General features: G+C 31.5%; 7 protein-coding genes and 1 pseudogene. All 8 read left to right on the top strand.

The genetic code is table 11. The features are described 5' to 3' along the window. Nucleotides 1-31 precede the first annotated feature (31 nt). The gene (locus FYJ71_RS08740) at nucleotides 32-940 is read left to right on the top strand and encodes a DUF368 domain-containing protein (RefSeq protein WP_154538493.1); all 909 of its coding nucleotides are present in this window, start codon (nucleotides 32-34) and stop codon (nucleotides 938-940) included. Beyond that, complete coding sequence (locus FYJ71_RS08735; RefSeq protein WP_154538492.1) at nucleotides 924-3,725, top strand: FtsX-like permease family protein; 2,802 nt, start codon at nucleotides 924-926, stop codon at nucleotides 3,723-3,725. Before FYJ71_RS08740 ends, FYJ71_RS08735 begins: the two co-directional genes overlap by 17 nt. Before the next feature lie 177 nt (nucleotides 3,726-3,902). Then, nucleotides 3,903-4,856, top strand: coding sequence for an MORN repeat-containing protein (locus FYJ71_RS08730; RefSeq protein ID WP_154538491.1), 954 nt, complete (start codon nucleotides 3,903-3,905; stop codon nucleotides 4,854-4,856). Between the two features lie 144 nt (nucleotides 4,857-5,000). Then, nucleotides 5,001-6,893 (top strand): DNA primase, encoded by a 1,893-nt coding sequence (gene dnaG, locus FYJ71_RS08725; protein ID WP_154538490.1) that lies wholly within the window; start codon nucleotides 5,001-5,003, stop codon nucleotides 6,891-6,893. A gap of 15 nt (nucleotides 6,894-6,908) precedes the next feature. Further along, a complete protein-coding gene (gene rpoD / locus FYJ71_RS08720; RefSeq protein WP_154538489.1) occupies nucleotides 6,909-8,057 on the top strand; it encodes an RNA polymerase sigma factor RpoD in 1,149 nt (382 codons plus the stop codon). Nucleotides 8,058-8,156: 99 nt separating this feature from the next. After that, complete coding sequence (locus FYJ71_RS08715) at nucleotides 8,157-9,227, top strand: class I SAM-dependent methyltransferase (RefSeq protein ID WP_154538488.1); 1,071 nt, start codon at nucleotides 8,157-8,159, stop codon at nucleotides 9,225-9,227. A gap of 16 nt (nucleotides 9,228-9,243) precedes the next feature. Further along, nucleotides 9,244-10,050 (top strand): Nif3-like dinuclear metal center hexameric protein, encoded by an 807-nt coding sequence (locus tag FYJ71_RS08710; RefSeq protein ID WP_154538487.1) that lies wholly within the window; start codon nucleotides 9,244-9,246, stop codon nucleotides 10,048-10,050. A 573-nt stretch (nucleotides 10,051-10,623) separates the two neighbouring features. Continuing rightward, nucleotides 10,624-13,762 (top strand): annotated as a pseudogene (locus FYJ71_RS08705) (Rib/alpha-like domain-containing protein); the annotation flags it as partial.

Raw genomic sequence — 13,762 nt, 5'->3', positions numbered from 1 at the left:
TAAAAAAAATGGCTATTATATAGAAAGGAAGATGAAAATATTGATATTGATAAATATGTTTAACGGATTCTGTATGGCTTTGGCTGACAGTGTTCCAGGTGTTTCTGGTGGAACTATAGCATTTATACTAGGCTTTTATGAAAAATTATTGGAATCAATCAATATACTTACAACGAGGGATAAGAAGAATTTTAGTAAAGCAATTTCTTTTTTGATTAAATTGATGATAGGGTGGGCATTTGGTATGCTTTGTTCCGTTTCATTTTTGACAAAAATGTTTGAGAAAAATATATATTTTATGAGTTCGCTTTTTATTGGACTGACTGTTGCATCAATTTTCTATATAATTAGGAGCGAGTTTTCAAAAATAGAAAAAAAGAATTCGTATTTGCTATTTTCAATATTTGGTATTCTACTGGTTGTTTGTATTTCGGCGTTGAGAGGTCGATTTTCCAACAATGGACTTGTGGTCATGACAAATCTGAGCTTATTTGAATACTTATATCTGTTTTTTACAGGAGTGATGGCAATTTCGGCAATGGTTCTGCCTGGAATTTCAGGATCGACTCTACTGCTTATATTTGGAGTCTATGTTCCTATTATCTCAGGTCTAAACAGTATAATAAGTGGAGATTTCTCGACTTTTGGCGGACTAGTGGTGTTTATTTTTGGAGTTCTTTTCGGCTTGGTATCATCAGTTAGAATAATTAGACGAGCATTTATAAAATACAGAAGCAAGATGATATATTTTATTGTAGGTTTAACTACTGGATCTATTTATGCTATCATGCTTGGACCAACAACCTTGCAAGGAAAGCATGATATGATAGGTATGAGCAATTTCAGTATTTTGGGATTTATTGTCGGAGTAGGAATACTGATATTCATTGGAATGATAAGTCGTAGAAATAAGGGTGAAAAACTTGAAAAAGGCAGTTAATACTAATATATATAGAGAATTTAGAAATACAAAAAAGAGGCTAATTTCAATAATTGTACTGATTTTCTTGGGAGTATTAGTTTTTGTTGGATTGAAATCCAGTGGTGGAGATATTCGGAAAACGGCACTGGATAACATCCACAAATCAAACCTTGCAGACGCTTTTGTCATGTCAAATGTCGGTCTGGATCAATTTGATATAGCTACGATTAAACGTAATTCTAATATAGAAAAACTTGAATTAGTTCATTCGTCTGATATGATGATAAAAAATTCCAACGATGCGATTAGAGTAATGAACATTCCAGATGAAATTTCAAAGCTCGAATTAGTAGAGGGAAGATTTCCAGAAAAAGATGGTCAAATACTTTTGGATCGCAGGTTAAGCAGTGACTACAAATTAGGCGAGCAGATTTTTTTCGATGAAAATGGGTTGGACAATAAGACATACTTAAAGAGAAAGCAATATACGATCACTGGATTTGTAAATTCAATGGAGTACATAGACTCATTTAATTTGGGATATTCTACGGCCGGTAATGGCAAGCTGAAATTCGTTTCCTATGTTAGGGATTCAGAGTTCGATATGAACTTTTACAGTATGGCAAAAATTAAATATGACACACCTAATTATGATGGCAATAAAACAACTAAATCAAATGAGTATGATTTTAGCAAAGAATATCGTAATTTTGTGGAAGTAAATAATAAACAACTGAAAAGGGAATTATCAAAAAATGCTGATGAAAGGTTAGAAAAATTTAATAAAAATTCATTTGATACCTTTGCTGAAAATGAAAAAACTATTTTAGAAGAAAAAACGAATTTGGATGCAAAGAAAAAAGATTTAGTTTCGCTTCAGGAACAGCTAAAAAAGCTGGAAAATGAGTTTTTATCAAAAGATTTTAACAATTCAAGCGAAGTGGAAGCATTTTCAAGCAGGATGAACGACATCAGGGCAAAAATAACTAAAACAAAGACATTTATTAAGAATAATAAAGAAGTTATAGAGGCAAAATGGGAATATATCCAAGAGCGTAGAAAAGAATTAAACGACAGGTTGAAAGCCATAGCAAATGTTAATTATAGTGTGATGAGTAGAGATGATTATATTGTGAATTATTCAACCTACTGGGATGGATCCTATAAAATCGACACACTGTCAAACGCGTTTCCTGTATTTTTCTTTGCAGTGGCTCTGCTTGTAACACTATCTACTATGATAAGAATGGTCGACGAACAAAGACTCTTTATGGGAACGATGAAAGCAATGGGCTACAGTGATATTGATATCATAAAAAAATATTTTTACTATGGATTATTCAGTGGAGCAACAGGATGGTTTTTTGGTATGCTTTTCGGAGCATTCATATTACCTAAAATAATATTTATATCATACGGACATAATTATATATTCAAGGATGTAACTATTGTAGTTTATTGGAGGTATATTTTTGAAGCATTGCTATTATCACTTATTGGAACTACATTTGTTTCTATATTTGTGGCGATGAGAGAATTGAATAGTAAGCCAGTGGATTTGTTTGGAAAGAAAGTACCAAAGCATGGCTCAAAAATTATGCTTGAAAGAATCAGATTTATTTGGAGTAAAATGAGCTTTAATAGCAAGGTGACTGCTAGAAATATTTTTAGATATAAGGTCAGAATGATGATGACTGTTTTGGGGGTTAGCGGATGTACAGCCTTACTTGTAATTGGAATGGGTATAAAAGATTCTATTTCAGGTGTTTCAGATATACAGTTCAAACAGATATCTAAATATGATATTATATCAATATATAATAACAACATGAGCGATGAAAACTCAGATAAATATAAGGAAAAAATACTCCACTATGAAAATGTGAGTTATGTGGTTCCTATATTTTCAGAAAAGGTGAGCATAAAACTAAACGATGGTAGCAAAGACACTGCAAATATATTCGTGACAAAGGAAAAAAATGACTTTTACAAGCTAATTAATTTGAGAGATAGAAAAACAAAAAAAGCTATGAAAATATCTGATATAGACGTTGTTATAACAGAAAAGCTAAATAATTTGATACTAGAATGCAAAATAGCGAATACATCTGTTGAAAACAAAAAATTGACTGTTTATACAGAAGAGGATAAAGCGATTGATTTAAAGCTAAATACCAATACAGAATGGTACACTGGGCATAATATTTTTATGAGCGAAAAGTATTATGAAAAAGTTTTTGGGAAAAAATATAAAGAAAACGCATTTTTAGTTAAATTGAAAAATCCCACTGATAAAAATATAGATAATATATCCAAAAAGATAATGGCGACAAATGGCACGACATATTTGGTGACTAGCAAAGATAATGCTAGTATGATAAATTCGGCATTAGATGGACTTAATTTTATTGTTTTCGTTATGATAATTTGCTCATTGATGCTAGCTTATACCGTGCTTTACAATCTTACAAATATCAATATTAGCGAGAGAAGAGTAGAACTTGCTACTATAAAGGTTTTAGGGTTTTATCCCAAAGAAGTATCTTTGTATATATTTAAAGAAACATTTTTATTGACTATAATGGGTATATTTGTAGGGATTGTATTGGGAACTGGAATGCATCATTACATTATCCAAAATCTTACTCCGAACGATACTATGTTTTTACAGGGAATAACGATTACGAATATAATATTCTCAATGATACTTACAATAATTTTTGCATTGATTGTTATGAGGATCATGCACACGAATATTAACGATATAGAAATGCTTGATTCATTAAAAAGCAACGACCAGTAATTTGTGGTTTTTTCACAAAAAATCATAAGTAGTTTCGATAATAATTGCAAAAAAAAACAAAAAAACATTGTAATATCAATACTAAATTATAAAATAACTTTACTATGATACAAGAGATATTGTATAATAGTTATGTTAGGGATGTCTGAACGATACAAACGAATGGAGGTTATTATATTGAGTTTATCAAAAAATTATGTTGAACTGTATAACAATTATATAAACGAAATTGATGAAATAAAGAAGAGTTTGAAAATTTTCAAAACAAAGAAAAAAAACGCTCTAAAAAAGGGTATTTTTGCGCCTGATGAGGAAGTGAAAATATTGGAAAAACAGATGATGGGTATCAAGACAGACGGAATAAAAAAAGAAGATACGAAAAAAGTAGATGAAGAGTATATAGAATCAAAAAAAGAGGAAATTATAAAAAATGAAAATCTAGCTGATGTCTTGAGCATTTTAGAAGAAACAGAGGAAGAAAAGAAAAAAGACGCCATTGATAATGACATGGTGCAAGTATATAAATTTTCAAACGGCGATATGTACATTGGAAGATTACTCGATGGAAAAATGACTGGTATCGGTTCATATATTTTTGCTCCAGGTGAGGATGATGAAGATGCCAAAATAAACACTGAATATATCGGTCAATTTTCAAATGGTGTGAGAGAGGGGAAGGGAACCTTTACTTTCTCAAATGGAAACGAATATATAGGAGGTTTCAATACTAATAAGAGTAATGGTATAGGTCAGATGAAGTACGCAAATGGTGACGAATACTTGGGAAATTGGATTGATGGAAAAAAAGACGGTTTAGGAATATATACCTGGGATGATGGATATATCTATATTGGGGAATTTAAGGATAGCAATATGGACGGAACTGGATCATGCTTTAATTCAAAGGGAGAATTAGTTTACGACGGTGAATGGAAAAAAGGCTTGATTCATGGAATGGGTAGATATATCTGGGGAAAAAACAAGTGGTATGAAGGTGAATTTCAGCAAGGGCAAAAGCATGGCTTGGGTGTTTTTTACTTGAATGGAGAGCCTCTTTACAACGGAACTTGGAAATTCGACAAACCATCGATCTTTGACAAGAGCTTTGACGATATTTTTGCCGAATTTTAATAAAATGATTTCTTTGAGATGTTGCCTGCAAGTAATAACGCATAATTTTATTTGCAGGTATTTGTATGAAGATTTTTTAAAAAAAAGAGGAATTTAATAATAAATGTAGAATATAGTAGTATAAGGTAAAAAGGTGGGATTTTTATGGAAGATTTTAAAGATATTGTGGAAGAAGTAAAATCTAGAAGTGACATTGCAGAAATTATTTCAAGCTACATTAATCTAAAGCCTTCTGGAACCAATTATAAAGGGCTTTGTCCTTTTCATGGTGAAAAGACTCCATCTTTTTATGTGAATACAACCAAACAGATTTTTAAATGCTTTGGTTGTGGAGAAGGTGGAGATATTATTTCTTTTATTATGAAAATAGAAAATCTTGATTTTATCGATTCAGTGAAATTTCTTGCAGAAAAATGTGGTGTTATTATAGATCAGGATATTGATGAAAATACAAAAAATAGATTGAATAAGATTAAGAAATTTCAAGAAATGAATACTGAGGCAGCAAGATTCTTTTATTTCAGCTTAATGGAAAAAAATGAAAATTCAGGAATAACATATCTTAAAAAAAGAGGGCTAGATGAAAAAACGATCAAGGTTTTCGGATTGGGATATGCACAAAATTCTTGGAACTCATTGATGAATTATATGATTTCAAAGGGATTTTCGTTGGAAGAACTGGTCGAATGTGGATTAATAGTATACAATTCAAATAAAAATTCATATTATGACAAGTATAGAAACAGAGTGATGTTTCCAATATTTGATTATAAATCGAATATTATCGGATTTGGTGGGAGAGTGCTGGACGACTCTGTTCCCAAATATTTAAATTCTCCGGAGAGTGATATTTTTAATAAACGACTGAATCTATTTGGTTTAAATTTGGCTAGAAAAAATATAGGTAGTTCGAAGCAATTGATATTAGTTGAAGGTTATATGGATTTGATTTCATTATATCAATTCGGTATTAGGAATGTAGTTGCAACATTGGGCACATCGTTGACAAAAGAGCAGGCTATTCTCATAAAGAGGTTCGCTGATGAAGTGATAATATCTTATGATTCTGATGATGCTGGAGTTGTAGCGACACTGAGAGCAATTGATATCCTAGAAATTGAAAATATTAAGGTAAAGGTATTAAACTTGCAAGATAGCAAGGATCCTGATGAATATATTAGAGCTAATGGAATTGCTTCAATGATGTCTGCCATTGACAATTCTGTTGAGTCAACTAGATTTAAAATCGATAAGATATCGAAGGCTTTCAATCTAAATGATAGAAAAGAAGCAATGAACTTCTTAAAAGAGGTTGTAAGTGTAATAAGAAACATACGTAGTCCTATTGAATTAGATTACTACGTAAATCTTTTGGCACAGATGACAAGTACAAATAGAGAGATTATAATGACTGAGGCATTTGGCGAGTCGAGATATAATAAATACAAGTCGGAAAACAAGTCTAGATTTAAATCTAATTCAAAAAACAATAAAAACAATAACCTCTTGCTTGATGGTGCTAGGAATAATATGCTAAATCAACCTAAAATGACGACAAGCTCTGTAAGAAAAATAGATGACGCCATATTAAATGTTGAGAGATATATAATTAAAATGATGATGCAAAATAGCAAAGCGAGAGAAATTGTACCTTTAAAAATTGAAATTGATGATTTTGAAAGTGAAATAAGCAAAAAGTTGTATTCTTTGGTTTTAAATTCATCAAATAAGGGAATCATACGTATAGAGGAGTTAATAGATGAAAAGAGCGATATTAACTACTTTAAGAAATTAGATGGAATAGCTCTTGATATTGAATTATTTGATAATATTTCTGAAATTGAAAAGGTCATAAATAATTTTCTAAAGTATAAGTATAATAAAAAAATTGACCAGCTTTCTAAAAGACAGAAGATATTGGAAGACAGAATAAAGACAATGGAAAAAGATACAAAAGAAACTAATGAGGCAAATTTGGAAATTATGAAAATAACATTATCAATCTTAGAGTTAAATAAAAAATTAAAGTCATTGTAGGGAGGAGAGTTGACCATGTCGAAGGAAAATAAATTATTAGTCAACAAAGAAGCTCAAAAAAAGCTTTTTGAAAAAGGAAAGAAGAACGGCTCTGTAACCGTAATGGATGTCATGGAAGCTTTTCAAGATAACGAATTAGATAAGGATATGACTGAAAATCTGTATGAAACACTGGGAAATTTGGGCATTGAAGTTGTTGATGATAAAGAAATAAAATCAGACATTGATTTAACTGAACCAGATGATTTGGATATTAAATCGATTGACGAGGATGAAATCTTGAAAGATGATCTATCGAGCTTTGATGCAGCTGATATTTCTGTACCAAAGGGGATAAGTGTCGATGATCCTGTCAGAATGTATCTGAAGGAAATAGGTAAAATACCGCTATTGAAAGCTAATGAAGAAGTAGAATATGCAAGACGTATGGCTGATGGAGATCAGTATGCCAAAGACAAATTAGTTGAAGCAAACTTAAGGTTGGTCGTGAGTATAGCGAAAAGATATGTTGGAAGAGGAATGTTATTCCTTGATTTAATACAGGAAGGTAATTTAGGACTTATTAAGGCAGTTGAGAAATTTGACTATAAAAAGGGATATAAGTTTTCAACATATGCTACTTGGTGGATAAGACAGGCAATTACGAGAGCGATTGCAGACCAAGCGAGAACGATAAGAATTCCTGTACATATGGTAGAAACAATAAATAAGTTGATTAGAGTTTCGAGACAATTATTACAGCAATTGGGAAGAGATCCAAAGCCAGAGGAAATTGCCAAAGAAATGAATATGTCTGTAGAAAAAGTTAGAGAAATAATGAAGATTGCACAAGATCCAGTTTCACTAGAAACTCCGATTGGCGAAGAAGAAGATAGTCATCTTGGAGATTTCATTCCAGATGAAGATGCACCAGCACCGGCTGAAGCTGCTGCGTATTCTCTTTTAAAAGAACAGATAGAAGACGTTCTAAATACATTAAATGAAAGAGAACAAAAAGTATTGAAGCTTAGATTTGGACTTGATGATGGTCGTGCTAGAACATTGGAAGAAGTTGGAAAAGAATTTGATGTAACTAGGGAAAGAATAAGACAAATTGAAGCGAAGGCTCTAAGAAAATTGAGACATCCAAGTAGATCGAAAAAGCTTAGAGATTATTTAGATTAAACAATATTGACTATTTTTCAAATATTATTTTGTTAAAATTGATACTTGAAGAATAGTCATTTTTTAAATGAGCGAAGAATAGCCTGAAAGGAAGTATATATGAAATTAACACCAAGATTAAAATACATTTCAGAATTGGTAAGCGATGGGAAAAAAATAGCCGATATCGGAACGGATCATGGATATATTCCGATTTCACTATTATTGGATAAAAAAATAAGCTTTGCAATTCTATCAGATATCAATAGAGGTCCTCTTAATAATGCAAAAAAGGAAGTGACCAAAAATAATGTTCAAAACTATGTTGACTTGAGACTGGGATCAGGAATGGAAACACTGAGAGACGGAGAGGTTGATCAAGTGATAATTGCCGGCATGGGAGGAATACTGATTTCTGATATAATAGAAAAGAAAATAGAGCTATCAAAGAACCTTGACAAGTTAATATTACAGCCAATGCAAGCACCAGAGGAATTGAGAAGATACTTATCGAAAAATGGATTTAAAATAATAGATGAACACTTTGTTAGAGAAGATCATAGAATATATGAAATTATCGAAGCTGTTTACGATAAGGAGCTTTTGACGGAAAACCAAGATGATGAAGATTTTGAACAAAAAAAATATACTCAATACATTTATTCATTGTTTAAAAACAATGGTGATAAATTTATATATACAAGTTCATACTACGAGAATATCAAAAAGAAAATTAACCATATTGTCAAAAATCATATTTTGAAGATGGTAAATAAAAACGACAAGATAGTCAATGATAATGTATTTGACGAAAATATAATTGAGAGAAAAGCAATTGACGAAAATATAATTAAAGAAAATGCAATTGAAGAAAATACAATTGAGAGAAATATAATTGAGAGAAATGCAATCGATGAAAATACAATTAAGAAAAATTTAGAGAATGAGATTAGTAAGCTTTCCTTTGAAGTATCAAAACTTATGATAGCAAAAAGAGATAAGCTATTAGAGGAATTTCTAGAAAAGAAAATATATGAGTGTGAATCAATAGTGTCAAAAATGATTGGTATTAATGCAAAAGATTTAGATGATACCACTTTTGAAACGTACAACGAGAATGTTAAAAGCAAAGTGGAGCAGGTTGTTATTAGAAAAATAATATTGGATTTATTAAAATATGATATTAAATAGATGAGGAGGAAAGTGTATGAAATTGGATGAATTAATAAGAGTTATTGAAAAGAAATTTCCGAAAAATTTGCAGTATAACTGGGATAATTCAGGCTTGAATATTGGATATGAAGAAAAAAATATAAGTAGGATATTGACGACGCTTGAAATAACAGAGGAGACTGTTGATGAAGCGATTAAAAGCAATGTCGATCTAATAATTTCACATCATCCATTCCTATTTAGTAAAATTAATAAGATTGTCGATACAGATGTTAAGGGAAAGCTAGTTATAAAGCTGATAGAAAATAATATAGCAGTGTATTGTATGCATACAAATTATGACATTGCTTTTGGTGGATTGAATGATTATTTTCTTGAGATAATAGGAATAGAAAATTGTGGTATATTGGATCCAATTTCCAGTTATGGCGATTATGAAAATGGTGAAATGGTTGGTCTTGGAAGGATAGGTAAATTAGAAAAACCAACAACGATTGAAAATTTTATCATAGATTTAAAAGAACAATTGAAATTAAATACAATTAGATTTGTCGGAAAAAATATTAACGGCATTGTAAAAAATATCGCTGTTGTCACTGGTGCTGGTGCTGAGTATTTTGAAATGATAGCAAATAATGATATAGATGTACTAATAACAGGTGATATGAAATATCATCAGGCTGTTGATGCTTATGAGATGGGAGTTAATGTTCTTGATTTAGGACATTATGGAACAGAATATATATTTTCAGATGCCATGAAAAAATATATTGATGAAGAAATCGGTGGAATTGAAGTACAAGTAAGTACAAAAATGCTGAACCCATTTATTGAATGCTAATGTAATTGAGCAGTAACATAATTGAGTGCTAATATGTGAAATATTAATTTTAATTAACTTATATCCCTATTTTTAACTTTTTATAATAAAGAAAATACTAAAACTCCTTTTTGAGTTTATTATATTGAGCTACAACTATTTACTATTAAATAAATTGTTGTAGCTTAATTTTGCTTTAAAAACAGTCTATAACCTTAAATATAGTGATTTTATTTTTTGTTTTTTAAAAAATATTATTTTAATTTCATTAAAAATTTGATATAATAAACATTAAGATAAACGCTAATATTTTGCAAAAAGTAAGTGTATTGAACTATTTTTTATTAAAATATAGTGTATCTTGAAATTATTTTTGTGCAAATGCATAAATAATTGATTGAGCAGTGTAATTTAGGGTTTTTATATATCAGATTTAATCATTATTTAATTAAATATTGAATTTAATATTTAATTTGAAACTGTTATTTAGTTTTCTATAAAAATTTATTTATTACAATAAAAAAAATGCTGTTGTTCGGTTTTTTATCTCGCACAAAAATTAACAATTTAATATTTTAGAAAGGGAGTTATGTTATGAAAACAGAAAAAGTGAATTACAAAAAGCGTAATTCAAAATTTAAGTGCTTTTTTGCACTATTGATGGCATTTTCGTTAGTGTTACAATTACCAGGCGTGAGCAGTATAACAATGGCTGGGGAATCAACAAACGGAAATTCTTCGTCAAGCACTAGAGAGGGAAATAAAATTCCTACTATTACAAGCAATGCCGAAGAGACAGATATTGCACCTAATAACAAAGAAGGTGAAACGACTGACCCCGTCTTTTTTGTGATGGGTCTTCCTACAACAGGCACATCTTCTGATGGTTCTAAAAATGCCGATCCTATTGCAAATCCATTAATTTTAACTGGGAAAGATAGTGATGGCACAATAAATGAATTTTCAAACTTTAATGGAAGTTTTTTTGAAACAGGGGCATCAGATCTTACTTTTACAAAAGAACCAGCGATTTATCCAGGGGATCCAAAAACATCAACTGGTGTCTTGAAAATAGCTGGTAAATTTAGTCATGAGCCAGGAGGATTATACACACGATATTTAAAGGTAGTTGATAATCGTGGTGGAGCAATTCAATATAGATACAAAATAATTGGGTATACTGATTCGCTAATCAATACAAATCCGATTGTCAAGGAACAGACAGATTCAGTTTCTGATGCTGAAATTTATTCAAGATTGGCTTTGGAGATAAAGAGTAGTAAATTCTCTACTATTACCGACCAATTCCAGAACTATTTTAGAAATGCTTTTGGTGATACATATGGAGTAAGAACAATAGTTGGTTACAAAAAATCAAATGAAAATAATTATAACAATGAAACAAGTGTAACTAGCATTGTTGACAAATCAGGAACTTATGATGTCAAAGTAAAAACTACAAATCCTTGGGGGCAGGCAGTATATAATGTTGTGCAAATTCAGTTTAACGATCCTCCAACAGTAAGAATGTCGGAACAATTTGATCCAAAGTCTCCAGTTACAAAGGTTCCCGTAGCTGATCCTGCAAACTTAACAGATACTGAAAAAGAAGCTGTTAAGAAGGCAATGCAAGACGCAAATAAAGATTTAAATCCGAAGCTTCCTGAGAATACAACATTTGAAGTAGGAAAAGATGGAACAGTAACAGTGAAATATCCGGATGGAACAACTGATACAATTCAAGGATCAAATGTCGTAAAAAAATCAGTTGCATCTGAGTATAACTTGATTTTACCGGACAAAAAAGTTATTGTAAAAAATCCTAAGGATTTGACTACAGAAGAAAAAGCTGCTGTTAGAGAAGCAGTAATTAAAGCGAATCCAGATTCACCAGGCGGAATAACTATTTCAGTGGGTGATGACGGAAAAGTTACTGTAACATATAGAGATAATTCTGTTGATACAATAGAAGGTTCTGATTTAGTAGTACAGGCAGATAGTGAAAAATATAAGCCAGTAGCACCATCAACAAAGGTTTCAGTTACAGAACCAACAAACCTAACAACTGATGAAAAAGAAGCTGTTAAGAAGGCAGTTGAAGATGCGAATAAAAACTTAGAACCAAAACTTCCAGAGAAAACAGAAATAGTAGTTGGAAATGATGGAACAGTAACAGTAAAATATCCAGATGGAACAACAGACACAATACAAGGAAAAGATGTTGTAAAGAAATCAGATGCTGCAACAAATAATCCAGTGGCACCAGATAATAAAGTTCCAGTTGCAGATCCAAATTCATTAACACCAGAAGAAAAGAAATCTGTAGAGGAAGCAATAAAGAAAAAGAATCCAACATTGCCAGAGAAAACAGAAATATCTGTGTCAAATGACGGAACAGTAACAGTAACTTATCCAGATAAGACAACAGATACAATACAAGGAAAAGATGTTGTGAAGAAATCAGATTCTGCGGCAGTAACACCTGTTGCTCCAAAGACAAAAGTACCAGTAGCTGATCCTACAAATTTAACAGAAACAGAAAAAGAGGCAGTTAAGAAAGCTATAGAAGATGCGAATAAAAATTTGGATCCAAAACTTCCAGATGGAACAACTATTGATGTAGATAAAGATGGAACAGTAACAGTTAAGTATCCAGATGGAACTGCTGATATAATACCAGGAAAAGATGTTGTGAAAAAATCAGATGCTGCAACAAACAATCCAGTGGCACCAGACAACAAAGTTCCAGTGGCTAATCCAAAATCATTGACACCAGAAGAAAAGAAAGCTGTAGAGGATGCAATAAAGAAAAAGAATCCGACATTGCCAGAGAAAACAGAAGTATCTGTTGGAGATGATGGAACAGTGACAGTGAAGTATCCAGACGGATCAACGGACACAATTCCAGGAACAGATGTTGTGAAAAAATCAGATGCAGCGACAGTAACACCTGTTGCTCCAACAACAAAAGTACCAGTAGCTGATCCTACAAACTTAACAGAAACAGAAAAAGAAGCAGTTAAAAAGGCTATAGAAGATGCGAATAAAAATTTAGATCCAAAGCTTCCAGATGGAACTAAATTAGAAGTTGGAAATGATGGTACAGTAACAGTAAAATATCCAGATGGAACAATAGACACAATACCAGGAACAGAAGTTGTGAAAAAATCACTTGCTTCTGAAACAAATGTTGTTGTTCCAAGTCCAAAGATTATTGTTAAGGACCCTAAAAATTTAACTTCAGATGAAAAAACAGCTGTAAGTAAGAAGGTTCTTGACGCGAATCCAAATTTACCAAGAAATACTACGATAACAGTAGGTGATGATGGTAAAGTTACTATTACTTATAACGATAATTCAGTAGATACAATTGATGGCTCTGATATAGTAGTGCAGGCTGAAAGTGAAAAATATAAGCCAGTAGCACCATCAACAAAGGTTTCAGTTACAGAACCAACAAACCTAACAAATGATGAAAAAGAAGCCGTTAAAAAGGCAGTTGAAGATGCGAATAAAAACTTAGATCCAAAACTTCCAGATGGAACTAAATTAGAAGTTGGAGATGATGGAACAGTAACAGTGAAGTATCCAGATGGATCAACGGATACAATACCAGGAACAGACGTAGTAAAGAAATCAGATGCTGCGACAAACAATCCAGTGGCACCAGATAATAAAGTTCCAGTAAGTGATCCAAAAGCATTAACACCAGAAGAAAAGAAATCTGTAGAGG

The organism is Peptostreptococcus porci (genome assembly GCF_009695815.1).
Classification (GTDB): domain Bacteria; phylum Bacillota; class Clostridia; order Peptostreptococcales; family Peptostreptococcaceae; genus Peptostreptococcus; species Peptostreptococcus porci.
This window is presented reverse-complemented; position numbering and strand designations above follow the sequence as displayed.

Excerpts from the sequence above, each read along its gene's own strand:
- FYJ71_RS08715 (WP_154538488.1), top strand. The coding sequence starts at position 8,157 with ATGAAATTAACACCAAGATTAAAATACATTTCAGAATTGGTAAGCGAT.
- dnaG (WP_154538490.1), top strand. The coding sequence starts at position 5,001 with ATGGAAGATTTTAAAGATATTGTGGAAGAAGTAAAATCTAGAAGTGAC.
- FYJ71_RS08710 (WP_154538487.1), top strand. The coding sequence starts at position 9,244 with ATGAAATTGGATGAATTAATAAGAGTTATTGAAAAGAAATTTCCGAAA.
- FYJ71_RS08740 (WP_154538493.1), top strand. The coding sequence starts at position 32 with ATGAAAATATTGATATTGATAAATATGTTTAACGGATTCTGTATGGCT.
- rpoD (WP_154538489.1), top strand. The coding sequence starts at position 6,909 with ATGTCGAAGGAAAATAAATTATTAGTCAACAAAGAAGCTCAAAAAAAG.